21 protein-coding genes are annotated in these 24,779 nt (G+C 61.6%); 13 read left to right on the plus strand and 8 right to left on the minus strand.

All coding sequences use genetic code 11. The features are described from left to right. Positions 1-13 precede the first annotated feature (13 nt). Positions 14-6,466 carry a Rib/alpha-like domain-containing protein gene (locus tag CGLUCO_RS02650; protein WP_232621893.1) on the plus strand — a complete coding sequence of 2,151 codons (6,453 nt, stop codon included), beginning with the start codon at positions 14-16 and terminating at the stop codon, positions 6,464-6,466. A gap of 94 nt (positions 6,467-6,560) precedes the next feature. Here the strand turns inward: CGLUCO_RS02650 and CGLUCO_RS02655 are convergent, their stop codons facing one another. Further along, positions 6,561-8,057 carry a gluconokinase gene (locus tag CGLUCO_RS02655; protein WP_005390433.1) on the minus strand — a complete coding sequence of 499 codons (1,497 nt, stop codon included), beginning with the start codon at positions 8,055-8,057 and terminating at the stop codon, positions 6,561-6,563. 161 nt (positions 8,058-8,218) lie between these two features. On the opposite strand from CGLUCO_RS02655, the gene CGLUCO_RS02660 reads away from it, so the two are divergent. Both CGLUCO_RS02660 and CGLUCO_RS02665 read left to right on the plus strand, forming a co-directional pair. Continuing rightward, a complete protein-coding gene (locus CGLUCO_RS02660) occupies positions 8,219-8,647 on the plus strand; it encodes a hypothetical protein (protein WP_005390432.1) in 429 nt (142 codons plus the stop codon). A gap of 61 nt (positions 8,648-8,708) precedes the next feature. Continuing rightward, positions 8,709-9,665 carry a TDT family transporter gene (locus CGLUCO_RS02665; RefSeq protein ID WP_081446530.1) on the plus strand — a complete coding sequence of 319 codons (957 nt, stop codon included), beginning with the start codon at positions 8,709-8,711 and terminating at the stop codon, positions 9,663-9,665. On the opposite strand, the gene CGLUCO_RS02670 is transcribed toward CGLUCO_RS02665, so the two are convergent. Next, positions 9,616-10,137 carry a hypothetical protein gene (locus CGLUCO_RS02670; RefSeq protein ID WP_005390430.1) on the minus strand — a complete coding sequence of 174 codons (522 nt, stop codon included), beginning with the start codon at positions 10,135-10,137 and terminating at the stop codon, positions 9,616-9,618. The two genes, CGLUCO_RS02665 and CGLUCO_RS02670, sit on opposite strands and share 50 nt — an antisense overlap. A gap of 15 nt (positions 10,138-10,152) precedes the next feature. Then, positions 10,153-10,734 carry a hypothetical protein gene (locus CGLUCO_RS02675; RefSeq protein ID WP_084036640.1) on the minus strand — a complete coding sequence of 194 codons (582 nt, stop codon included), beginning with the start codon at positions 10,732-10,734 and terminating at the stop codon, positions 10,153-10,155. Between the two features lie 228 nt (positions 10,735-10,962). Between CGLUCO_RS02675 and CGLUCO_RS02680 the strand changes: the two genes are divergently transcribed. From CGLUCO_RS02680 to groL, 5 genes are all read left to right on the plus strand, one after another. After that, complete coding sequence (locus CGLUCO_RS02680; RefSeq protein WP_005390427.1) at positions 10,963-11,148, plus strand: FeoA domain-containing protein; 186 nt, start codon at positions 10,963-10,965, stop codon at positions 11,146-11,148. Between the two features lie 75 nt (positions 11,149-11,223). Further along, a complete protein-coding gene (gene feoB, locus CGLUCO_RS02685) occupies positions 11,224-13,170 on the plus strand; it encodes a ferrous iron transport protein B (protein WP_260322370.1) in 1,947 nt (648 codons plus the stop codon). After that, positions 13,170-13,403, plus strand: a complete 234-nt coding sequence (locus CGLUCO_RS02690) for a cyclin family protein (protein ID WP_005394928.1) — start codon at positions 13,170-13,172, stop codon at positions 13,401-13,403. The genes feoB and CGLUCO_RS02690 overlap by 1 nt, the downstream gene beginning before the upstream one ends. A 118-nt stretch (positions 13,404-13,521) precedes the next feature. Further along, the gene (groES, locus tag CGLUCO_RS02695; protein WP_196793962.1) at positions 13,522-13,818 is read left to right on the plus strand and encodes a co-chaperone GroES; all 297 of its coding nucleotides are present in this window, start codon (positions 13,522-13,524) and stop codon (positions 13,816-13,818) included. Positions 13,819-13,823: 5 nt separating this feature from the next. Continuing rightward, complete coding sequence (groL, locus tag CGLUCO_RS02700) at positions 13,824-15,407, plus strand: chaperonin GroEL (protein ID WP_005394931.1); 1,584 nt, start codon at positions 13,824-13,826, stop codon at positions 15,405-15,407. A 43-nt stretch (positions 15,408-15,450) separates the two neighbouring features. On the opposite strand, the gene CGLUCO_RS02705 is transcribed toward groL, so the two are convergent. Further along, a complete protein-coding gene (locus tag CGLUCO_RS02705; RefSeq protein ID WP_005390421.1) occupies positions 15,451-15,753 on the minus strand; it encodes a WhiB family transcriptional regulator in 303 nt (100 codons plus the stop codon). A 245-nt stretch (positions 15,754-15,998) separates the two neighbouring features. Here CGLUCO_RS02705 and CGLUCO_RS02710 point away from each other — a divergent pair, with 245 nt between their 5' ends. Further along, positions 15,999-16,574: a sigma-70 family RNA polymerase sigma factor gene (locus tag CGLUCO_RS02710; RefSeq protein WP_005390420.1), complete on the plus strand. Its 576-nt coding sequence runs from the start codon at positions 15,999-16,001 to the stop codon at positions 16,572-16,574. After that, positions 16,567-17,283 carry a hypothetical protein gene (locus tag CGLUCO_RS02715; protein ID WP_005394938.1) on the plus strand — a complete coding sequence of 239 codons (717 nt, stop codon included), beginning with the start codon at positions 16,567-16,569 and terminating at the stop codon, positions 17,281-17,283. Before CGLUCO_RS02710 ends, CGLUCO_RS02715 begins: the two co-directional genes overlap by 8 nt. Here CGLUCO_RS02715 and CGLUCO_RS02720 read toward each other — a convergent pair. Further along, positions 17,280-17,639: a DUF5319 domain-containing protein gene (locus CGLUCO_RS02720; RefSeq protein WP_005390417.1), complete on the minus strand. Its 360-nt coding sequence runs from the start codon at positions 17,637-17,639 to the stop codon at positions 17,280-17,282. The two genes, CGLUCO_RS02715 and CGLUCO_RS02720, sit on opposite strands and share 4 nt — an antisense overlap. A 99-nt stretch (positions 17,640-17,738) precedes the next feature. On the opposite strand from CGLUCO_RS02720, the gene guaB reads away from it, so the two are divergent. Together guaB and CGLUCO_RS02730 are read left to right on the plus strand one after the other, a co-directional pair. Continuing rightward, positions 17,739-19,265, plus strand: a complete 1,527-nt coding sequence (gene guaB / locus CGLUCO_RS02725; RefSeq protein ID WP_034989284.1) for an IMP dehydrogenase — start codon at positions 17,739-17,741, stop codon at positions 19,263-19,265. 10 nt (positions 19,266-19,275) lie between these two features. Then, positions 19,276-20,400 (plus strand): GuaB3 family IMP dehydrogenase-related protein, encoded by a 1,125-nt coding sequence (locus tag CGLUCO_RS02730; RefSeq protein ID WP_005390415.1) that lies wholly within the window; start codon positions 19,276-19,278, stop codon positions 20,398-20,400. On the opposite strand, the gene CGLUCO_RS02735 is transcribed toward CGLUCO_RS02730, so the two are convergent. Both CGLUCO_RS02735 and CGLUCO_RS02740 read right to left on the minus strand, forming a co-directional pair. Further along, positions 20,382-21,467 carry an HNH endonuclease signature motif containing protein gene (locus CGLUCO_RS02735; RefSeq protein WP_005390414.1) on the minus strand — a complete coding sequence of 362 codons (1,086 nt, stop codon included), beginning with the start codon at positions 21,465-21,467 and terminating at the stop codon, positions 20,382-20,384. The two genes, CGLUCO_RS02730 and CGLUCO_RS02735, sit on opposite strands and share 19 nt — an antisense overlap. Positions 21,468-21,532: 65 nt before the next feature. Continuing rightward, positions 21,533-21,844: a thiol-disulfide oxidoreductase DCC family protein gene (locus tag CGLUCO_RS02740; protein WP_040428925.1), complete on the minus strand. Its 312-nt coding sequence runs from the start codon at positions 21,842-21,844 to the stop codon at positions 21,533-21,535. A gap of 9 nt (positions 21,845-21,853) precedes the next feature. Between CGLUCO_RS02740 and guaA the strand changes: the two genes are divergently transcribed. Further along, complete coding sequence (guaA, locus tag CGLUCO_RS02745; RefSeq protein WP_034989287.1) at positions 21,854-23,404, plus strand: glutamine-hydrolyzing GMP synthase; 1,551 nt, start codon at positions 21,854-21,856, stop codon at positions 23,402-23,404. Here the strand turns inward: guaA and CGLUCO_RS02750 are convergent. Beyond that, positions 23,385-24,776, minus strand: coding sequence for a pyridoxal phosphate-dependent decarboxylase family protein (locus CGLUCO_RS02750; protein ID WP_232621892.1), 1,392 nt, complete (start codon positions 24,774-24,776; stop codon positions 23,385-23,387). The genes guaA and CGLUCO_RS02750 overlap by 20 nt on opposite strands. Between the last annotated feature and the right edge of the window lie 3 nt (positions 24,777-24,779).

Here is a 24,779-nt window from a genome sequence, read left to right on the forward strand (position 1 = left end):
TTCCGGAGGAAAAATGAACAACACCCGTTTAGCTTCGGGTCGGATGCCAGGGCGCATCTCCCGAGCAATGAGCGGCATCGGAGCAACCGACTTCGTACGTCGATTCTCCCGCTCCGCAACAGCGATCGTCGTTTCCACCGCTATGGCCGCAACGGGTGTCGTTGCGGTTCAGGCTTCAGCGCCGGTGGCAGCAGTTGCACAGGCACAGGATCGTGGCAACGTCCCGGTCGATACCCCCATTAAGAACGCCATTCACTCCCCGGGCCACGCCTGGGGTGATGAGTACACCGTCAACGGTGATATTTACATCGACCGCGAGGGGACTGTCCGCCGTTACAACAATGACGATGAAAAGCCCAACGGCATTAAGGTGTACGCCTACTGGATCGACGAGGACGGCACCGTCTCGCCCACCTACTACGACGTATCACGTAAGCTGACCAACTCCGATTCGCGGGATGGTCGCTACTCCATCTACCTCAAGCCGTACACGGACGCGCAGGGCATTTCCCATACCTTCGATGCCAACGCTCGTGAGAAGCTCGTGGTGTTCACCTCCCGCGATGAGCTGGATGTTGATGGCAAGCACTACACGGTGGCCTACCAGGAGTCCTATCCCGTAGGAACGTCTACGTTCCGTAACCTGGCCTCGTGGAACGCTGCCAGGAAGCACGTCATCAACTGGATGATCGCTCTGCACGAGTACCCCAACCAGGATGATCTCTCCTGGCTGCAAAAGCCTAAGGATCAGTGGCAGGAAGCCCCCAAGGGTGAGGGCAGTGGCTATGTCGAGGGCCTCATCTGGTGGAACACATGGGACGCTGCCGGTGGAACCGACTCGTTGAGCGAGGTTGACGGGCCTATTGGAGATATGCGCGCTAAGAACGTCACCGTCGTGGGCTCCTACGTCAACGATGAGGTCACGCTCCTCTTTGATGCGTGGAAGAAGGAACACAAGAACGCGCCGGTGGAGGAATTCCGTGCCGCTCAGCGCCAGATTGTTGAGGATTACGAGAAAATTCACGGTGAAGGTTCGGCGATCGCCGAGACCGTGGTGACCAAGACAGACAAGGACGGCAACTACAAGCTACAGTTCCGTGGCATTTACGGCGACCGCGCCAGCTACAACGGCATTGTCACCGGTAACCGTCACCACCAGCTCGCCGAGTACGGCGCAGGTTCTTGGGCTATTGGCGGTGTGAATTCCAAGCACATCAACCAGCAGTACATGTACGTCTACCCGGTCATCGGTGACCTGGAGACGGGCGTGTTGTCTGCCAACGTGAACATGGGTTCGTGGCAGACTCCGTTGTTTGATGGTGTTGGCACTGGCCGTGGCACCAACGTGGTTAACCGTTCCGATGGCGCCCACTTCATTTTGCAGGCGCGTTCCAACACGTTCGATGTCACTCCGTACAACGTGACCACCAACCCCGCCACGGTGGGCGATACTGCCACGGTGCGGGCAACGGATCTCATCCCGGATTACGAGTACAACGTTGTGTGGACCGATTCCGCCGGGAACAGGGTAGGCGAGTGCAAGGTTTCCTCCGATAGCCTGGGCAACATTCCGGCCAATACTTGCCCGCTGACGGTTCCGGATACCATCGGCACCGCCGAGACCTACACCGCGAGCCTCTACGCCGGTCGCACGCTGGTGCAGGCCGACTCGTTCCTCGCCACCCGCAACGATCAGGCCAACCCTTACGGCTCCGTGGGTGATCCCTACACCGGCCACTACAAGCAGGAAGCTGCCGATGGTCGCACGATGGAGTACGAGGCCGAGGGCCTCCCCGAGGGCCTGAGCATCGACCGGAAGACGGGCGAGATCACCGGTATCCCGACCAAGGCTGGCACCACTGTAGCCACGATCAAGGCCAAGCAGATGAAGGGCGGCAAGGTCGAGCAGACCTTCCCCAAGGAGATCCCCTTCACCATTACCGATACGCCCCTGCCCAAGGGTAAGTCGCGCGTGCCATACACCCACAAGCTCGCAACCGAGGGCCTTCCCGAGGGAGCTGAGATCTCCAACTACATCGTCAACGGCGCCGAAGGTCTGACCGTCAACGAGAAGGGCGAGCTCACCGGTCTCCCGGCCGCCGCCGGCGAGTACAACGTGATTGTTCGTTACACCGTCAAGGACGGCGAGCGCACGTTCACCCACCTGGACCGCGTCAAGTTCGTCGTCGATCCTTCCCAGGCTACCGAGACGAACGCCGAGTACCCCAAGGTTGTTGTCCAGCAGGGCACCACCAAGACTGCTAAGGCGGATAAGGACTTCCCGGCTCGCACGAAATTCAAGCTCGCCGAGGGCACCCCGGATTGGGTCTCCGTCGACGAGAACGGCATTGTCACCTACAAGCCGGGCCCGGATGAGAAGGTAGGCGAGCGGCTCTTCAACGTCACCGCTTCCTTCCCGGATGGTTCCACCCGCGATTACCGCCTGCCGGTCGAGGTCACCCCGTCCGACACGCACACCTACACCCCCGAGTATGAGGGTCTGGAACTGCGCCAGGGCAAGACGGGCTTCATCCCCGCCCCGGTGGACGCCGCCACCAAGCAGGCGCTGCCTGAGAAGAGCTCCTTTGAAAAGGTCTCCGGTGAAGAATGGATCACTGTTGATCCCACCACCGGTGTGATCAAAGCTGTCGTTCCCGTTCACCAGAAGGTTGGTGATTACCCCGTCACGGTGAAGGTCACCTTCCCCGATGGCTCCACGGGTGAGGCGAAGACCACCGTTAAGGTGGTCGATTCCTACGACAAAAAGTTCGATCCCTACTACAAGGATATGGAAGCGGTCGCCGGTGGAGCGAAGGTCTACGGCGAGCTCCCAGAGAACGCCCCTGCGGATGCCACCTACGAGCTCATTGATCCACTTGGATGGACAAGCGTTGATCCTGACAATGGTCAGGTCACCGCCCAGCCGCCGGTAGACGTCAAGCCTGGCGAATACTCCCAGAAGATTCAGGTCACCTACTCGGATGGCACCAAGGAAACCAAGGAGGTCGCCCAGAAGATCACCGTCACCGCCAACAACGCAGACTCCGTCGAGCTTGCTTATGGCGATGAGGTTACGGTTCGCCAGGAGAAGGAAGCTAAGGTTCCTGCTCCTCAGGTGACCAAGGGTGAGCTTCCCGCCAACACGCTGTTCACCCTGGACAACCAGTATGACTGGTTGACCATCGACGGTAAGACCGGCGAGATCACCGCTAAGCCCACCAACAACACGGCCGCTGACAGCTACGAGATCCCCGTCACGGTAACCTTCCCGGATAAGTCCACCAAGGCTCTTTCGGCCAAGGTGAAGGTTGTTGCTTCCGATGTCACCACCTACGGCACGCCACAGTACAATTCCGTCAGCGTCAAGCCCGGCGGGACCGCGAAGGTTGATCGCCCGAAGACGACAGAGGGTGAGGCGCTGCCAGAGGGCACGACCTTCGAACGCGTCGGCACCACGCCTGAGTGGGCCACCCTCAACGAGGACGGCTCCATCACGGTTGCTCCTGGTGGTTCTGTTTCCAACGGCTCCTACGAGGTGCCGGTGACGGTTACCTACCCGGATGGCACCAAGGCCAACGCCGTTGCCACCATCCAGGTTGGCGATACCCGCGCAGCCGAGGATGAGAAGAACGGTGTTACCGAGTACGAGCCCAAGACAGTGAAGCAGGGCGAGACTGAATCCGCCACGGCTAAGTCGTCCGACGAGGCCAGCTACGAAAGTGTTGCCGAGCTTCCCGAGTGGGTCAAGCTGGACAAGGAATCGGGCACCCTCTACTACGCTCCCGGTTTTGAGGTAACGCCTAAGGAGTACCAGATCCCGATCCGCGTTACCTACGACGTAGACAAGTCCTTCCGCATCGTCAACGCGGTAGTGACCGTCCAGGCCACGGACAAGGGCAGCTTCGATCCGAAGTATGCGGACACCACGGCTCGCCAGGGTGACACTCTGAATATCGATACCCCGAGGGACACCGAGGGCAAGGTACTGCCGGAGGGCACCACCTTCACCAAGGAAGGCGGCCCCAGTTGGGCTACCGTCAACCCCGATGGCACCATCACCGGCACCGTTCCGGCCGACGCGCCTCTGAAGGATTACACCATTCAGGTGAAGGCACACTACCCGGATGGCACCACTGATGATCTCGATGCCGCGGTCAAGGTGACCAAGTCTTACAAGGACGAGTTCAACCCCGCCTACGAGCGTATCACGGTTGCCGCCGGCGACAGCAAGCTTGGCAAAGAGCCGACGGACGTTCCCGCCGGCTCGACCTTCAAGCTTGTCGACGCCCCCGCGTGGGTTACGATCGGTGAAAAGTCTGGACAGGTCTTCGTCAGCCCTGGTAAGGACGTGGCGCCGAAGGTGTACAAGCAGCGGGTAGAGGTCATTTACCCCAGTGGTCCCTCCGAGGTCGTCACCCAGGAGATCGAGGTCACTGGAAACTACGCTGACCGCTTCGACGGCAAGATCAACTACGAGAAGGTTGCCGAGGTTGCCCAGACAAAGTCTGAGACGATCGACCCGACCGTACAGGGTGACCTGCCCAGTGGTACCTACTACACGCTGAGGGAGGAGTCGGACTGGATCACGGTTGATCCGGTGACCGGCGCTGTCACCTTCTCGCCTGGCGCCAACCAGGAGGTCAAGACATACGACGTTCCGGTTATCGTCCACTTCCGCGATGATTCCGAGCTGGAGATCACCGCTCAGGCCAAGGTTGTTGAAAGCGACTACTCCAAGCACGGCGACCCGAAGTACGATGACATCGACACGGTCACGCCTGGTGAAGATGTCCACGTCAACCCGCCGAAGGATAAGAACGGCAACGAGCTGCCCGACGGCAGCAAGTTCGAGAAGGACGGCACCACCCCGGATTGGGTTGTTGTTAACCCTGACGGCTCCCTCGACATCGATGGCAAGGATGCCGTTCCTGGAACCCACGAAATTACCGTCAAGGTCACCTACCCCGACGGTACGACGGGTACCGCAAAGACCACGGTCACTGTCGATGGCAAACTCGCCGATAAGCTTGACCCGCAGTACGATTCGCTGACACTCCGCCAGGGCAAGACCGGCACCATAGAGCGCCCGGCAGCCCTCAAGGACGTTGACGCTACTTTCGAGGTCATCAGCAGCCTGCCGCAGGGTGCATCGCTGAACGAAGACGGCTCCATTTCGGTGGATGCCACGAACGTGAAGCCGTACACCCAGGACATCCTGGTGAAGATTCACTACACCAAGGATGGTTCTGAGGACACCGCGGTTGCCAAGGTGACGGTGACGGAATCCCAGAGTAACGAGTACCAGCCGATCTACAAGGATAAGGACGTTCAACAGGGCGGCAAGGTCACTTTCGATGCTCCGAAGGATGCCAACGGCAAGACCATTCCGTCCGGCACTACTTACGCCCCGGGCGAAGGTAACCCCGACGGAGTGTATGTCAATCCGAACACCGGTGAGATCACCTACGAGCCTGGTGCCAATGAGACACCCGGCAAGAAGATGATCGACGTCGTTGTGACCTACCCCGATGGCACGAGTGAAACCATCACGGCCGAGGGCAACGTCACGGAATACACCACCGCTGACTCCAGCAAGGTCACCTACCCGTCGCTGGTTCCTGACCGTGGCACCACGGTGAAGAGCAAGCCGTACATCGACCTGGTTGAGACCCCCGGTATCGAGATGAACGAGATTCCGGAGGGCACCACCTTCCAGGTTGATCAGTCCAAGGTTCCGGCCGGCTGGACCGTAAAGGTCGTCGACCAGACCACTGGTGAGGTTGAAGTCACTGTTCCTGAAAATGCCGTCACCGGTGTCGGCCAGGACATCCCCGTGAACGTCACCTTCAAGGATGGCTCCAAGCAGGCCTCCAAGGTCACGGTCACGCCGAAGGTTGCCTCCATCGCGAAGGAGACTACGTTCTCTATACAGCGATGCTTCGAGGACAACGATGACTGGTACACCAACCCGCTGCTCTACCTCATCCCGCTGGGTATCATCGGTCTGCTCACCCAGATCGAGCTGCCCCTCCCGGAGAGTGTCAAGCAGCAGCTGGATGCGCTGCGCCCGGCCAACCCCGGTGAGCAGCCACAGTTCATCAAGGACCTCAACGCCCAGTTCGCTAACTCGGGCATCAAGGTCAACGCCGGCGGTATCCTCACCATCCTCGGCCTGACCGCTGCGGCCGGCTTGGTTGGTGCTTACTACCTGTCCAAGTGCACCTCCGGCAAGGGCTGGGACTTCAGCGCCATCGAGACCGACGAGACCGGCAACATCTTCTCCTCCGACGGCAACAAGACCCAGACGGGTGAGAAGACCACCGAGCTCGACCAGAATGGCAAGCCGAAGACCGGCGGCACCGCTAACCGCGCTGCCAGCGATGCCGAGACTGAGGCTCAGGAGGACACGGAGTACGCGGAGGAATCCGAATACACCGAGGAAACCGACACAACTGAATCCGAGTAATAAATAGGGAGGCGCGCCACACGGCGTGCCTCCCTCACCTCGCGGTGGTAACTGGTCCCACCACCGCATGGCGCCACCTCCGGGTGGCGCTTTTTTATTTCACTAGAGCCTTGTATAAGGCCTCAAAATTCGCCCGCAGCTCCCGGTAGTACTCGGCGTTCGCCTCAGTGGGGCAGATGCGCTCCCCAAACGGTGGCACGGCCCGATCGACACCCGGGGCGATGATATTCAAGGCGATAAGCGCGGTGCCACGCAGCGTCGCCCGCTTCATGGCTAGGGGCACCACGTCGCAGCGCAGCGTGTCCGCGAGAATGTGGAGCCACGCCGGGTGGTCGGTAGTCACGCGCCCCGAGGCGATCACCCTCTCGGGCTGGGCACCGGCCTCGTCCAGCTCGTCGTAGATGCGACCGTAGGATACCGCGATGCCTTCGATGATTCCCCGCCACAGCCCCAGCGGTGTGGTGTCGTCGGTGATTCCCACCAGCGATGCCTTTGCTCCCGAGGCCCACCCCGTCGCCCGTTCCCCGGAGAAGAACGGCAGCACCTCGGGCGCGTGGTCCGACGGTGCGCCCGCCAGTGTTTCCTCGATGTCCTCGTGGGGGAGCGCTACAACGGTGCGTTCCAGCCAGCTGATCGCGCGACCCACATCGTTGAGCGCCCCGCCGAGGATGACCTGGTCGCTCGAGACGCGATAACACCACAGCCCCTCGGGGATGTGCTCGGGTGCCTGGGGCAGCAAGACGCGCATGGCTCCCGACGTCGCCGCCGCCACCGCGATGGTGGAGGCATCGGTGGCTCCCGGGCCGACGTTGGATGGCCAGCCGTCGGGAATGCCATGGAACCAGGGGATGGCGTCGAGGGCGGGCCAGTCGAGCGAGGTGGGGAACGCGGGTTCGGTGGGGAGGTGGAGGGGCGAAATCAGGGAGGCCGGCACGTTGCACGCTGAAAGGATCTCCGTGTCGAGCTCGCCGGTGTGGGCGTTGACGATGCCGCTCCACGCGCCGGTGGAGGTGGCGAGGCCTTCGATTCCGGCGAGTTTCAGGTAGACGTACTCGCCGATGGTCATGACGCGCCAGGTCTTCTCCCACAGGTCGGGGAATTGGTCTTGTATCCATAGGAATCGCGCGGGGTGGTAGCTGGTGTGAACGCGCACGCCGGTGCGCTGGTGGTATGCCCCCACATCGGTCTTCTGTTTGAGCTCCGCGACGTAGGCTGCGCACCGGGAGTCCGCATACGTTGCGCACGGTGTCAGTGCTCGTTTTTGCTTGTCGACGAGGAGGAGGCTCGACGCAAACGAATCGAAACACACCCCGGAGATCTGCAGGCCTTTGTCCTCTGCGAAGGCGACGATGGCGGTGACGATCTCCCGGCACTCATCGGCGACCTGGTCGGCATCGATGGTGCTGCGTCCGTCGTGCCCGGTGGTGAACTCGTGGGCGATGCGCTGTTTGGAGCCTTTGACGGGGCACCCGGTGGCGTCGTAGAGCCCTCCGCGGGAGGCCGTGGATCCAACGTCCATGGCGAGCACGTAGGGCGCGGTAGAGTCCTTGAGCTTGATGGACATAGTCGGGATCTTCGGGGTAGCTGCCATGCCCTCCAGTGTATTGGGAGGGGTATTTTCGGGGGGAGAAATGAGCCCATGGGGTTAACCGACGGTGAATTAATGGTGACGGTTAGCTTTCATCTGGTGCTTTCGGGGTGCAAAGCCAATACCCTTAGTAGCGGTTTAGATAGAAAGATGGGGAGCACACCATGACACGTGGATACCTAGTTCAACCTGATCTGACGGCAAAGGCCATCGAGTTTGATATTGACAACGCCGCCGAATACATCGGTGGCACTGCGGAGGATCGCGTGGCTGTAGCCTTCCAGCAGCGCGAGAATGCGACACTCGCTGCATTGCACATGACGCACGAGCAAGGGGACGGTGTGGAACCGAACGCCGTGGCATCGATGGCGAAGAACGAAGCCGCTACGGGCAACTCCGCTTTCTTTACTGATCCGACCACCGCCGTCATCGGCCCTGTTATTTTCGTTGGCCCGGAGGGGGAAGACATTTCCTTCGCCCAGATTGCGCTTGTCGACGACGGCATCCGCGCCGTCAAGAACTACATGGAGGACGAGCCGGAGGATTACGCCCTGTGGCGCGCGGCTGCCCTCAACCTTCCTGAGACCCAGTAGCTGCCCGGAACCGGGCAAGAATGTAGTGATTATGGCCACACTGCGGGTACTATGATCGTTCGTGACTGAGAAATTCCGCCAACTCCCTCCGCCCGGCCCAGCCTGGGGCGGAAGCCTCATGGGGACATCCATTGTGGCCCGCCTCCTCGTCGAGGAGCACCTGCTATTTCTCGCCGGCATCTTTGTCGCCATAGCCTGCGTCATTCTCGCGGAGCTTACTGTCGGCTTCGCCCGCTTCCGCGAGCCTAGTTTTCGACGCACAACTATGGCCGAGTGGTCGATGTACTTCATCGGCATCCTGGCCCTCGGCGCGGCGCTATCCGGGATCACCGGCAACAATCTCTTCCGGCTTATCGGCTTTTGGATCGGTGGACCCGTAACCGTGATCACGTGGGGGATTCAGCTCACGCGTTTCCATGGCGATCCCAAGTTCACGTGGGGCTTGCCGCTTGTGGGGCCGATGATCTCCGCGTCGGTCGCCGGTTGGCTCGCTCGCGACTACGGCAGCACGTACCACGTCATGGGCACGGTGTTGTTCTGTATGTCCCTGTTTACTGCTGTTCCCACGTTTGCCCGTGTGTATTGGGCTGCATGGCACGGCAAGGTGGATTTCACGGGTGCCAAGTCTGCGACGGCGTGGGTGCCGCTTGGCGTCGTTGGCCAGTCGACCACCGCCATGCAGATTCTTTACCCCGGTCCTTTTTCCATCCTGTATGGGCGGGTTGCCCTCGTCATCGCCATCCCCCTGGCGATCTACGCTATGACAATCTTCTACCCCAATGCTGCCCGGTGGGTTGCCTACTCACCTGCGTGGTGGTCATGCACGTTCCCGCCGGGAACCGTCAGCATGGGTGGCCACCAGGTCGCGCTCGTCAGCGGTTCGCATTGGCTCGACGTGGTGGCGCTCAGCATCCCCGTGGTGCTCATCGCCCACTGGGGATTATGTGCCAGCCGGTTTATTAGCTGGGTTACAGACCGAGGGCGGCCTGAATCGCGGGTGTTAGACCCATCGCGCTGACGAGTGCTGCGATGCCGCCGAGGAGCGCACCGACGGCGGCAATCGAGAAGCCAGCGGTGACGCCGGGGTTCTCGGAGAGCTTTGAGGAACCGAGGACGTCTGCGACGACGACCCGCAGTGCACCGTCGTTAACGTTCACCATGCCGGGTGCACCAACGAGGGCGTTGACCCCATCCTTTTCGATGCCCTTGAAGGCACCCTCGTGAATGTTGGCGTTTTCGATGCCGTTGGCCTTGATGCCGTCTTTTTCGATGCCCTTAATGGCTCCTTCTGCGACGGTTGCGTTCTCGATTCCATTGACCTTGACGGCGTCCTTTTCTACGCCGACAACCTTGTTGTTAGATACAGCATCTTTCTGTACGCCCGTGATCGGGTTGTCGTGGATATCTGCAATGGCGGCGGAGGCGGGCAGTGCCTGGAGCGCCAGACCAAGAGCGAGAACGGGGGCGAGGGTGCGGGTGATCTTCTTCATTGTGGAAACCTTTCTTTACTTGCCAAGTTTTTCGAGCTGCTTCTCCAGCTCCCTGGCATATTCCATGTAGTACTTTGTGTTTTCAGAGACAGTCGAGGGGTCGGGGTTGCCGGGTGTCAGGCTGATTCCAGACGACAGCAGTGAGCTTGTCGACGCATCCGGCTCCGGCTCCGGCGGCGGTGCCTGCTGCACGCGGGTGCTGGCTTGTGCTGTGCCGAGGACGGTGCCATCGTCGGCGGTCGCCGTGAACTCGAGTGTGTGCGCCTCGGTAGATGGCGTGTCCCACGTGATGCTCTTGAAGATGGCAAATCCGTGGTTGAAACGGGCGGTGTAGGCGGTCTTCGCCCCGTCAATGGTGACGGTTACGTTGCCGTGGATCCTGTCTGCTCGCTCCCCATCGGCGCCGACGTACTGCAGTGAGTACCCGGCTTTCTGCCCGGTGAGGACATCGGTATCGGAGTACAAGAGGTGGAGTCCCTGCGGCTGGACCTGGTTCGCGGTTGCGGGGGCCGGCTCGGCGAGGGCGACTGGCTGAGTGAAAGTTAAAGGCACAAGAGTGGAGACGCATACGAGGAGTAAAGCGGATCTCTGGTGCATGGGCGATTCTCCCATCAAATTTGAGTTGACCTGTAGTGTAGCAACAACTCTATCCGAGGTTCACCCCCTAGTTTGTGGACCCAAAGTACCGGCGTGTCGCTTTTGTGAAAAAACTCACAGCCCCAGGCTTAGGATATTTTAAACTCGCCTAGTAAGGTGAGACTTGCCTAGCAAATACCTAGTCCAGGATAACTATCACTGGAGCCAGCTTTTGAAAGGAAGTTGACCATGACAGCGATCACTTCGATGCCTACCCGCCCCGAGGTTTCACGGCGCCTTGCTGAACTCGGTCTGCGTCGCAACGTTGACGTTCAGCTTGGTGGCAAGACCTCCGGCGGTGGCCGTGTGGTCAGCGTCGGCAAGAGCCGTTACGCGCTGGATAAAGCGACCCTTCGCTCGCTCGGTCTCATCTAATTTTCTTTCCTGTGGCGGCGTGCGGGGTGGGGTCCGGTGCCGTCTTTCCGTTTTTACACTAAGGGATTATTTACCATGTCTGAAACCCAATCTGCGTCCACGGTAGCGCAGGCACCTAGCTGTGCGCACTGTGCGGCAGAGACATCTCCTGCTCCCAAGGGGTCACCGTCGGTGGCTCTTGTTGGAGCCCAGAACTCCGGCAAGTCTACACTCTTTAACGCGTTGACTGGGTCCAAGGTGCGTACAGGTAACTGGCCGGGGACCTCTATTGAGGTGTCCCGTGGCGCCTGGGCCTTGTCCGACGGCGTTTACGACCTCATCGATTTTCCTGGCACCTACTCATTGGATCCGATGAGCCCAGATGAGGCGCTCACTCGCGATCTCCTCCTTAATGTTCCGTTTGAGGAGCGTCCCGACGTGGTTGTTGCCACAGTGGACGCGACGGCGCTCGGCCGCAGTCTCTACATGGTTACGCAGCTTGCCGAGCACGGTTTCCACCTGCTTGTCGCCCTGACCAAGTGCGATTTGGCGGAGAAGCACGGCACGGAGATCAATGCGGCGCAGCTGGAGAAGGAGCTCGGGTTCCCCGTTATTCCCGTTGATGGTCGCCACCGCACGGGTCTCGCTGAGATCGAGGCCGCCGTCCGCGCCGCACTCATTGGTCCGACAACGAGCTGGCCGCAAAAGGACATCGAGGAACGATTCGAGATCATTGATCGCCTCGTCTCTGCGGCGGCTAGCGAGCATGAGACCGAACCAGGTTTGACGGAGAAGATCGACGCCGTCGCCCTGCACCCGGTTGGTGGTCCGATCGTGTTCCTCGCCGCGATGTTCGCGGTATTCCACATCACCATTACTCTTGCCGCACCCCTCCAGGATTGGGCCGAGGGCGTTATCACCGGCCCCGTTGCCGACGGCGCACGTTGGCTCCTGGAACAGGTCGGCTTGGATCATCCGCTCGTCACTGGCTTGCTTGTCGACGGCATCATCGGCGGTGTTGGCATGGTTGTCAGCTTCCTTCCGCTCATGGGCCTCATGTTCCTCTGCCTCGCCATCCTTGAGGATTCCGGCTATATGGCTCGCGCCGCCGTGGTGACGGACCGCACCATGCGCGCCATCGGCTTGCCCGGCAAGGCGTTCATCCCCATTGTTGTCGGCTTCGGCTGTAACGTGCCGGCAATTTCGGCGACGCGCGTGCTGGGTTCCCCTCGCCAACGGATCTTGACCTCCCTGCTCATTCCGTTTGCCTCGTGTTCGGCCCGGCTCGTCGTGTTCCTCATGTTGGCCACCATCTTCTTCCCTGACCACGCGAGCCTCGTGGTATTCACGATGTACGTCATTTCGATCCTGCTCATCGCCCTGACTGGTCTCATCCTGCGGCATACCCTGTGGCGCACGATGCCCGATGAGCCACTGATTATTGACCTCCCCGAATACCAGCTGCCCACGGCTCGCCTCGCCGGCACCGTGACGTGGACCCGTCTCAAGGGCTTCCTCCACGATGCCGCTACCGTAATTGTCGCCACCGTCACCGTCGTGTGGCTCCTCATGGCGATCCCAGTGAACGGAACGACGGAGCTTAACCCGCCACCGGAGGAGTCCGTCTATGGAGCTGTCTCGCGCACCGTCGCTCCGGTCTTCGCCCCCGCTGGGTTTGGTTCCTGGACCCTATCTGGGCCGCTGATCACAGGCTTCGTGGCCAAGGAAGCTGTCATCTCCACGTGGGCGCAGATGTACGCCGTGGAGGATGTTACCGACGAAGATCCCGAGGAGCAGGCGGAGAGTTCGCTGGCAAAGTCTGTTCGTGCGGACTTTGACGAATCCTCTAACGGCCATGCGCTTGCAGCCGTCTGGGCATTCATGCTCTTCATGCTCGCGTACACCCCGTGTGTCGCGACACTTGCCGCTCAACGCAGAGAGATTGGCTGGAAGTGGACTATGTTCGGCTTCGGCGTGCAGCTGGTTTTCGCCTGGCTTCTCGCTGTGGGCGCGTTCAACCTGTTGAAGGTGTTTGGTCTGTAATGGCTGCCCCTGTTCAGTCCGTCATCAGTGCCCTGAAGAGCGGTGTCACGACGCGGGCGGGTCTCGCCCACGAGTGCGGCCTGCAGCCGGTCACCGTCGATGCGGTGTTGGAGTTTTTGGAGCACTCAGGGCGACTCAGCCGCGAGGAGATGAAGTCCTGCGTGGGGCGCTGCTCGTCGTGTGCCGTTGCCGGGACCTGCGGCAGCGGTCCGGTGTTACTCACCCTGACTTGAGTGCTAGCACTCTCGGGGGTAGAGTGCCAAAAGAGGTTGTTTTTGGATCTGGTTGTCCACCCGCGACGGCGGCCACCCGGAAACGAACCCACACAAATTCAACCACAAAGCATGGAGGATTACCGTGGCACAGATTAAGCCGCTTGAGGATCGTATTCTCGTTCAGATCAACGAAGCAGAGACCACCACTGCATCCGGTCTCGTCATTCCGGATTCTGCTAAGGAAAAGCCGCAGCAGGCAACCGTCAAGGCTGTTGGCCCTGGCCGTTTCGAGGATGGCAAGCGTGTCCCGCTCGACATCTCCGAGGGTGACGTTGTTGTGTTCTCCAAGTACGGCGGAACGGAGATTAAGTTCGATGGTGAGGAGTACCTCATCCTCTCCGCTCGTGACATCCTGGCAGTCATCGAGGGCTAATCTTTATGTCGAAACTCATTGCATTTGATCAGGAAGCCCGCGAAGGCCTCCTGGCGGGAGTCGATGAGCTTGCCGATGCCGTCAAGGTGACGCTCGGTCCCCGTGGCCGCAACGTCGTACTGGACAAGTCCTACGGCGCGCCCACCGTCACCAACGACGGTGTGACCATCGCCCGCGAGATTGACCTCTCCGCCCCGTTTGAAAACCTCGGTGCCCAGCTGGTGAAGTCCGTCGCTGTGAAGACGAACGACATCGCAGGTGACGGCACGACCACCGCGACGCTGCTCGCCCAGGCGCTCATCCGCCAGGGGCTGCGCAACGTTGCCGCTGGTGCCAACCCGATCGAGCTGAACAAGGGCATCCAAGCAGCTACGGAGAAGACCGTGGAGCTGCTGAAAGCCCGCGCCACGGACGTGAGCTCCGCCAAGGAGATCGCTAACGTAGCGACGGTGAGCTCCCGTGACCCCGAGGTCGGCGAGCTTGTTGCCGGCGCGATGGAAAAGGTGGGTAAGGACGGTGTCGTGACCGTCGAGGAGTCCCAGACCATCGACACCACGCTCGACATCACCGAGGGTGTGTCCTTTGACAAGGGCTTCCTCTCCCCGTACTTCATCACCGATGTGGACTCTCAGGAGGCCGTGCTGGAGAACCCGGCCATCCTCCTCGTCCGCAACAAGGTGAGCTCCCTGCCGGACTTCCTCCCCGTGCTGGAGAAGGTCGCCGGCGCCAACCGCCCGCTGCTCGTCATCGCTGAGGATGTCGACGGCGAGCCGCTACAGATGCTTGTGGTCAACGCGATCCGCAAGTCTTTGAAGGTGGCAGCCGTGAAGTCTCCGTTCTTCGGTGAGCGGCGCAAGGCGTTCATGGATGACCTCGCTGTGGTCACCGGCGCAACCGTCATCGACCCGGAGGTCAACATTAACCTTCGCGACGCCGGTGAGGAACACTTCGGCACCGCTCGCCGCGTGTCCATTTCTAAGGATGAGACGGTTATCGTCGATGGCGCAGGTTCTGCCGAGGCTGTGGAGAAGCGCCGTGGCCAAATCCGCCACCTCATCGAGACCACCGACTCCTCCTGGGACAAGGAAAAGGCCGAGGAGCGTTTGGCGAAGCTCTCCGGCGGTGTCGCCGTCATCCGCGTCGGTGCCGCTACTGAGACCGAGCAGTCCGAGCGTAAGCTCCGCGTCGAGGATGCCATCAACGCCGCTCGCGCGGCGGCGCAGGAGGGCATCATCGCCGGCGGTGGTTCCGTGCTCGTTCAGATTGCGCAAGAGCTCGTTTCGCTTGCAGAAAGCTTCGAGGGCGATCAAAAGACCGGTGTTCTCGCACTGGCCTCCGCCCTGGAGAAGCCCGCTTTCTGGATTGCCGAGAACGCGGGCCTCGACGGCTCCGTTGTCGTCAGCAAGATCCGCGAGTGCGCCAATGGTGAGGGCTTCAACGCCGCCACCCTGGAGTATGGGGACCTCATCGAGCAGGGCATCATTGACCCAGTCAAGGTGACCCACTCTGCCGTGGTGAACGCCACCTCCGTCGCCCGGATGGTGCTGACCACCGAGGCCTCGGTTGTGGAGAAGCCTGCCGACGAGTAAAAACCCATAAAAATTGGGGAGCAGCGACCTGCTCCCCAATTTTTTATACCTTCGCCATGGCGTGCCTGCGCTTACGCGGATGCAGGATCGAGTCCCGCTCCGCTTCGCTCAGCCCGCCCCAGATGCCGTAGGGCTCCGCCACTTTCAGCGCGTGATTCCTGCACTGCTCGAGCACCGGGCAGACGTTGCAGATTGCCTTAGCTCGAAGCTCCCGGCGAGTGCGAGCGCGTCCCCGCTCGCCCTCTGGGTGGAAGAAGAAAGAGGAATCTTTTCCTCGGCAGGAACCGTGGACCTGCCAATCCCATACATCCAGCTGTGGTCCGGGCAACTTCTTCGGCTGTGGCACTGTCAAACTCCTTTTGTATGGCTTTCAGATACCACAGGAGTCTTGTAGGTTTTGGTGAACGCTGAGTAGCACGACGGTTACTGCAATGTGGCTACCACAATAACGCTGGGTTAAAAACCTCGTTTGAACTGGTGTAAATCCGACAGGTTAACCCTTGGTGAATTTTTGCACGCACCATTACTGAATACGTTAATGCAAAAACAATGAGATCGCAGGGTAAGGTTTCAGTACATGAAAGGGGAGCGATGAGCGATATTGACCAAGAACTAGCGCCGCTTGTCCCTCGCGCCGCGCGGGGAGACGCTAAAGCACTGCGCTCGATCATTCGTATCATCCACCCCGCCATCGTCCGCTATACGCGTGCTCGCATCTCCGGTGGTCGCATCCCCAATGCAGAGGATGTGGCCCAGGAGATTTGCCTAGCCGTGGCCCAGTCTATTGGTCGCTATCAAGATCAGGGGCGCCCGTTCATGGCATTCGTGTATGGCATCGCCTCAAACAAGGTCGCCGATGCGTACCGCTCGATGGGGCGCGACAAAACAACCCCCACCGACACCATTCCCGAATCATCTGATGAGGGGCTTACCCCCGAGGGATACGCCCTGGTAGCAGATGGTAGTAACAGAGTGCGGGAGATTCTCGATTGTTTAAGTGACAGGGCTCGCGAAATCATTATTTTGCGTGTGTTTGTTGGCTTATCCGCCGATGAGACGGCGGAGATTGTAGGTTCTACACCCGGCGCGGTTCGCGTCGCCCAGCATCGGGCGCTCGCTACCATGCGGCGGATGTACGAGAATGAAGGTGCGATTGCAAATGAGTGATGATCTTTTCACCACCGATGCTTTCCTGACGGCATTGTCTAAGGGCGAGGTTTCCGCCGATGACGATTTTGCGTCTGACTTTGCTGGGCTTGTCGACGAAGTGGGGCGCGACATTCCGCCCGCCCCGCTGTTCCTCGCCACCGGCGAGCAGAAGCGTGCCACCAACTGGCGTGGGCTTATCGGTTCCGGTCTCGTCGGTGCCGCCGCCTCCGCCCTTGTCATCGCCGGGGTCGGTGGCGCCATCTTCAACTCTCAGCCTGGCGACGCCCTGTGGTCGGCCAACCAGTCTCTCTTCGGCGACCACGCCACTGTGGTTGAGCTTGCCTCCACTCTCCAGGAGGCCGACGCTGCCCGTACTCGCGGCGACACGGACGGGGCGCTCGCCCTCCTCCAGCAGGCGCACGTGCTTGCCGCGGCTTTGGGGAATACGCAGCAGCAAGCGGACGTCGAGAAGCCAGAAGAGCAACCGACGCACACCGTGACCGTCACGGAAAGTCCTGCCACGCCCCCCACAGAGAAGCCCGCACCGACATCGACGGAACCACAGCCCACCGTCACCGTGACGGAAACAGTAACGGTGACCGCTGGACCCGCGCCGACGCCGACCATGAACGTGGCACCGACGCTGGAGACGGGAACCGTCGCCCCCGCGCCGACGACCACCCCGTCGCACACCCCCGAAATAGGCGCACCCCCGATTCTCGATTAGCGGGCGTGAATCCCATCCACGTAGCCCAAGCAGTAATCCCACGGCAGGTAGTCCTCCGGGCGCACGCTTACCCCGGGCTCGTGGACGGGGGAGAGTTCTCCGTCCAGCATCGCCCGGTAGTGATCGACGAGGATATCCCAATCGTAAAAGTGGTTCTCGCGGCAATCCTCACAGAAGAAGAAAATCCCCCTGTAACCCAGTGGGGCGATGTGCTTTTTGAACTCATCAAGCCAGCGCAGATCCTCCATCAAGCTCGCTCTCTGCTCCATGGACAGGGGCGGCTGCTTATCCGCGTCATCATCCTCGATGAAGGACGCGGGGTCGTTCGGATCGCCAGCAAAAGGATCAAGAGGCATAGTCACAACGATTAGCCTAGGTGGTTGCGTTCCAGGTATCAATACGGGGACTATAGTGGGAGTACGCGATATCAGCTTAAAAAGATTAAGGATTCTCTCGTGACCTCTACGCCCGTTCACACCGGTGGTGACGATCCGAACAAGGTAGCATTCACCGGGCTTACCTTCGACGATGTTCTTCTGCTTCCCGCCGAATCTAATGTCATCCCCTCCGGGGTCCACACCAAGACCCGCCTGTCCAAAGGGATTGAGCTTAACATTCCGATCCTGTCCGCAGCTATGGATACCGTCACCGAGGCTCGCATGGCTATCGCCATGGCGCGACACGGTGGCATCGGCGTCCTTCACCGCAACCTCTCCGTTGAGGATCAGGTGCACGAGGTGGAGCGCGTCAAGCGCAGCGAATCCGGCATGATCACCGACCCCGTCGTCGCCACCCCCGATATGACCATTGCGCAGGTGGACGAGATCTGCGGCAAATACCACATTTCCGGCCTGCCGGTGGTAGACGAGAAGGACAAGCTGCTGGGCATCTGCACCAACCGCGACATGCGCTTCGAGCCCGACATGAACCGTCTGGTCAAGGATGTCATGACACCGATGCCGCTGATCGTGGCCAAGGAGAGCGTGACCAAGTCTGAGGCGCTCAAGCTGCTCAGCGAGCACCGTGTGGAGAAGTTGCCGATTGTCAAGGACGACAACACGCTCGTCGGCCTCATTACAGTGAAGGACTTTGTGAAGTCTGAGGCCTACCCGTTGGCGACGAAGGACGAGGCCGGTCGCCTCCGCGTCGCTGCCGGTGTGGGCACCAACACTGATGCCTACGATCGCGGCGCCCAACTCATCGAGGCTGGCTGCGACGCTCTCGTGGTGGATACCGCTCACGCGCACAACAACTTCGCCCTGGAAATGGTCGCCCGCCTGAAGAAGGACTTCGGCGACCGCGCCCAGATCATCGGCGGCAACCTCGCCACGCGCTCCGCCGCGCAGGCCATGATCGATGCCGGTGCCGACGCCATCAAGGTGGGCATTGGCCCGGGTTCCATCTGCACGACGCGTGTTGTTGCAGGTGTCGGCGCGCCGCAGATCACCGCCATCCTCGAGGCCTCCGCAGCCGCCCACAAGGCGGGTGTCCCCGTGATTGCCGACGGCGGCATGCAGTACTCCGGCGATGTCGCTAAGGCGCTGGCAGCCGGTGCCTCCACCGTCATGCTCGGCTCCATGCTCGCCGGTACCACCGAAGCCCCCGGCGATGTCATCACCGTTGGTGGCAAGCAGTACAAGCGCTACCGTGGCATGGGTTCCATGGGCGCCATGCAGGGCCGCGGCCTCCACGGCGAGAAGCGTTCCTACTCCAAGGACCGCTACTTCCAGGCCAACGTCACCAGTGAGGACAAGCTTGTCCCCGAAGGCATTGAGGGGCGCACCCCATTCAAGGGCGATATCGATGCTGTCCTGCACCAGATCGTCGGCGGCCTCCGCGCAGCCATGGGCTACACGGGCTCCCACGAGATCGAGGATCTGTGGAAGGCCCAGTTTGTACAGATCACCGCCGCTGGCCTCCGCGAGAGCCACCCGCACGACATTCAGATGACCGTCGCTGCACCGAACTACGAGCTGCGCTAAGGAGAAAACATTGCGCGAACATAAGGAAATCGGCATCGGCCGCGAGGCCCGCACGACCTACCACCTAGACGACATCGCCGTCGTCCCTTCCCGCCGCACCCGCAGCTCCAAAGACGTGGACACCCGCTGGAAGATCGACGCCTACGAGTTCGAGACCCCGTTCCTCTCCCACGCCACCGACGCCCTGGCCACACCCGAGTTCATCATCGAGATGGACAAGCAGGGCGGACTCGGCGTCATCAACGCGGAGGGCCTGTGGGGCCGCGAGACCGACCTCGGTGCCGCCATTGAGCAGATCCGCGAGGCGCTTGAAGACGAAGACGACGAGTGGGCAGCCACCCGCGTCCTGCAGCAAATGCACCAGAAGGAGCTCGACCTCGATCTCCTCGGCGAGCGCATCGCCGCCGTGCGGTCCGCAGGTGCCATCGTCGCCGTCCGCGTCTCCCCGCAGCACGCCCGCGAGCTCGCCCCCGTCCTCCAGGAGGCTGGACTGCACCTCCTCGTGGTGCAGGGCACGGTCGTCTCTGCGGAGCACGTGACCAAGGAAGGCGAGCCACTGAACCTAAAGGAGTTCATCGGCTCCCTCGACACCCCGGTCATCGCCGGTTCCGTGTCGGATTACCACACGGCGCTGCATCTCATGCGCACGGGCGCCGCCGGCGTCATCATCGGCGCAGGCGACACCACCAACTGGGCGACCAGTGGCATCAATACGCCGATGGCCACCGCGATCGCGGATGCCGCCGCCGCGCGCCGGGATTACCTGGACGAGACCGGCGGCCGCTACGTTCACATCATTGCCGACGGCGAGATCGAGCTCACCGGCGATGCCGTCAAGGCCATCGCCTGTGGCGCCGATGCCGTCACCCTCGGTGCTCCGCTGGCCAAGGCCAAGGAGGCCGCAGGCGAGGGCCTCTACTGGCAGGCATCGGCTGCGCACCCCAAGTTCCCCCGCTCCATGGTGGAGCAGGTGGCCAACCGCGACGAACTGGTCAGCCTCGAGCACGTACTGCACGGCCCGAGCTCCAGCCCGCTTGGCGAGTTCAACTTCAACGGGGCGTTGCGCCGCAGCATGGGTAAGTGCGGCTACACGGACCTGAAGAGTTTCCAGAAGGTTCAGCTAGACCTCGTATAACGCATGGCCCCCAGCAGCGCGACGGGATGTTCGTTGCGCTGCAGTGGCCCGCCCCCGGGCGGTGGCCTGCGGTATGTGATGCCCCGGATCTTCACGATCGTCCCGTGCCGCGCGTCGTTCGCCCACCCATTGTGGAAGCGGCACAGGGGTGAGAGGTTTTTAATGTTGGTCGGCCCGCCGGCTTTCCACGGCTGGTTGTGGTTGATTTCGCAGACATCGGCGGGCTGGTTGCAGCCCGGCCAGCCACACATTGGGGATTCAGCAGCGCACATGATGCGCTGCTTTTTTGTTGCGCGGCGCTCGAAGCGGTAGGCATCCACCGCACCTTCCACAGGATGGACGAGCACGACGTGCCCCGCGTCGAGGAACGCCTGCCGTGCGAGTTCCGCACCGCGTACCCGGGAGCCGTCGGTAAGCCCGACAATGATGTCGTCGCCCTCGCCCCGCTCGATCCTCGTCGCCTCGTCGAGCCCCACGATGATGGTGGTCCGGGCAGGCGCGACCGGCCCGCTTCCCTCTAGGAGTAGCTTTTCGACGGCTTGTCCCAGCGTCACCCCATTCTTGCGTGCATACTCCCGCGCCTGCAGTTCCTTCTGCTTCAGCGTGTGCTCATCGGCCTCGAGGACGAGTTTGCGGCGCAGCGTCCCCTTCACATCGCTGAACCGCGCCAGGGCCGTGGTGTCGGTGTCCTCCGGCGAGGTGGGATTCCATTCGTCGAGAAGCCGCCGTGCCTCCCGCGAGATATCACCGTCGTGGCCCCGCACCCGACACAGCACCTGCCGCATCGGCCACGCATTCCGCTTGTTCTTCAGCTTCTTCACGTGCTTCTCGATGAGCAGCAGCTGCCCCACTGACTTCCCCGTCTCGCGCGCACACGCAACCGCCGCTGCCTGCATCCTTGACGACCTCGTCCTCTCGCAATACACCCCCGCGAGCCTCTCCAAATTCTTCGCCTGCGCGCGCGAAAAACCATGCCGCATGATCTCGACGTACGTCATGCCGGCTCCACCCTGCACGATCTCCATTCCGCGAGATTGCAGGGCCCCCAAGGTTTCAAATGCCCCCATGCGCCCGATGATAGAACCGCCCGCACTACCCCGCAACAGGAAGCGAATCCTGCCCGGTCACGCGGTTAAGAATTTTTTCGGGCGAGTGTTCCGATTGCGCAGCTGCGATGTGCAGCGACGAAGCGATAAACCGGCGCGAATACCGGCCAGCACAGCATGCGCCCTGCGAGCCGGATAGCGACGCAGCGGCCGTGGTGCGCGAGCGCCCTGCCAATCGACTCGTTGAGCTCGTATGTCACACCGGCGGGGGAGCGGTAGACGGCGGTGTCAGCAAGTGGTGCAGGCTCGACGGTGAGGCCTTGCGTGAGGCGTACAAGGACGCGGGCGCTGCGCGCGCAGAATCGGCAGTTGCCGTCGAAGTAAAAGGTAGAACTCATTACGTTAGAATGTTAGACGTGACTCAAGGCCCAGTATTAGTTGTAGATTTCGGCGCTCAGTACGCGCAGCTGATTGCTCGTCGCGTGCGCGAGGCGCGCATGTACTCTGAGGTTATTCCTCACACGATGCCGGTGGAAGAGGTGAAGGCGAAAAATCCCGCAGCGCTTATTTTGTCGGGTGGCCCCTCGTCGGTGTACGAGGATGGCGCACCGGCGTTGCAGGAGGGGCTCCTGGAGCTTGGAGTTCCGGTGTTCGGTATCTGTTACGGCTTCCAGGCGATGACGAATGCGCTGGGTGGCACGGTGGCTGCGACGGGGGATCGCGAGTACGGCCGCACGAAGCTCACCGTCGATGGCGGTGTCCTGCACGAGGGACTCAGTACGCACAACGTGTGGATGAGCCACGGCGATTCGGTTAGTGAGGCTCCGGAGGGCTTCACGGTGACGGCGACGTCGGCGGGCGCGCCGGTGGCGGCGTTTGAATGCCCGGCGAAGAAGATGGCGGGCGTGCAGTACCACCCGGAGGTCATGCATTCTGAGCATGGCCAGGAGGTTCTCACCAGGTTCCTTACCGACATTGCTGGGCTTGCCCAGGATTGGACTCCTGCGAATATTGCTGATGAGCTGATTGAGAAGGTTCGCCAGCAGATCGGCGATGGGCGTGCGATTTGTGGCCTGTCCGGTGGCGTGGATTCGGCGGTTGCGGCGGCGATCGTGCAGCGCGCGATCGGCGACCGCCTGACGTGTGTGTTTGTTGATCACGGCCTGCTGCGTGCAGGGGAGCGCCAGCAGGTGGAGGAGGACTTCGTCAAGGCGACGGGCGCGAAGCTCGTGACCGTCGACGAGTCGGAGGCGTTCCTCAGCAAGCTCGCGGGCGTGACGGAGCCGGAGGCGAAGCGCAAGGCGATCGGTGCGGAGTTCATCCGTTCCTTCGAGCGCGCGGTCGCCGGCGTCCTCGATGGCCAGGATGTCGGCTTCCTCGTCCAGGGCACGCTGTACCCGGATGTTGTGGAGTCGGGCGGAGGCTCCGGCACCGCGAACATTAAGAGCCACCACAACGTCGGTGGACTTCCCGACGATGTCGAGTTCGAGCTCGTCGAGCCGCTGCGCCTCCTGTTCAAGGACGAGGTCCGCGCGGTGGGCCGCGAGCTTGGTCTCCCGGAGGTCATCGTCGGCCGCCAGCCGTTCCCCGGCCCGGGTCTCGGCATCCGCATCATCGGTGAGGTTACCCGCGAGCGCCTCGATATCTTGCGCGCCGCCGACCTCATCGTCCGCACGGAGCTTTCCGACGCCGGGTTGGACAGCGAGATCTGGCAGTGCCCGGTCGTGCTCCTGGCTGATGTTCACTCCGTCGGTGTGCAGGGCGACGGCCGCACGTACGGCCACCCGATCGTCCTGCGTCCGGTGAGCTCCGAGGACGCGATGACCGCAGACTGGACCCGCGTCCCCTACGACGTGCTGGAGAAGATCTCCACGCGCATCACCAACGAGGTGCCGGAGATCAACCGCGTTGTTCTCGACGTCACCTCGAAGCCCCCGGCTACGATTGAGTGGGAATAATCTCCAGAGCCTTTCGGATGTCCTTCACCAGTGCCTCCATATCCTCCGGCGTTTCGTCGGGGGAGATGGTGCACAGGCGGAGGACATTTTTGTCGTTGAGGGTCGTTGTCCAGATGCCGGCGATGTTGTGGCGGCGCAGGTACTCGGCAAGCTGAACGTTGCGCTTTTCACTACCCGTGGTGAACGTGACAATCGCGTTGCAGGCCGGCGTGACGATGCTGATGCCGTCGACGGCAGCAATTTCCTTTTCAAACAGTTCAGCAACAGCGATGGAGCTGTCAATCATCTGCGTCAGGTGCTCGGTGCCCACCGTCTGCAGCGTGAGCCACAGCCGTGGCGCGCGGGCAGGGCGGGTGAGTTCGGGGCCCATGTCCCACCAGTCGGGGTTGTGGGAACCTCCCTCTACATCCTGCAGGTATTCGCCGCCGGCGCTAAACGCCCGGACGAGGTCGGCGCGGTCTTTCACCAACAGCATCGCAAGTCCATAGGTTTGGTACAGCCACTTGTGCCCGTCCCAGGCCATGGAGTCGCAGCGCTCGACCCCGTGCGCGTTGTCGCGGTGGGAGCTGAGCACCACGGAGCCGCCGTAGGCACCGTCGACGTGGAACCACAGGTTGAACTCTTCGCAGATATCCGCAATCGCGTCGAGGGGGTCGATGGCGCCGGTGTTCGTCGTACCGCAGGTGCCAACCACGGCCAGTGGGAGGAGGCCGTCAGCAATGTCGGATTCAATCGCTGAGCGCAACAATTCCGGCTGCATGCGGAAGTGCTCGTCGACAGGCAAAATGCGCGGGCGAACACCGATGATCTGCAGCGCCTTGTTCACCGACGAGTGCGTCTGCTCCGTGGTGTAGACGCGCGCGCGGGGGATGTCGTCCAGGCTGATGCGGGACTCGCGGGCTGCCATGAGACCCGTGAGGTTCGCCATCGATCCGCCGGAGACAAGGATGCCGCCGCGATTCGGGTTACTGATGCCGACCGCCTCGCACGCCCAGTCAAGAACCTGCTTCTCCAGCGCGCTCGCGCCGGGTGACTGCGCCCAGTTGGAGGCGTGCGGGTTGTATGCCGTGGCGATGACATCGCCGAGCCAGGAGACAGACTGGGCGGGGCCGGGGATGAAGCCAAAGAACCGTGGGTGACGGAGGTTGGAGTCGTGCTCCAGGACGTCGACAAGCTCCTTGGTGGCCTCGGTGAGGGGGCGGCCAACTGCGGGGATAGCAGCGGGGGAGACCTTCTTGCGGTCCTCCTGGCGGGTGAGGAAGTCGGCACCGGGGGCGTACTCGCGAGGGTCGTAATCGTTGAAGATCGAACCGATGAATTCCGTCGCCAGATCGGGCACACGGGGATTGAAAGTTACAGGATTACTTGTCATGTG

It is taken from the genome of Corynebacterium glucuronolyticum DSM 44120, assembly GCF_030440595.1.
Taxonomy (GTDB): Bacteria; Actinomycetota; Actinomycetes; order Mycobacteriales; family Mycobacteriaceae; genus Corynebacterium; species Corynebacterium glucuronolyticum.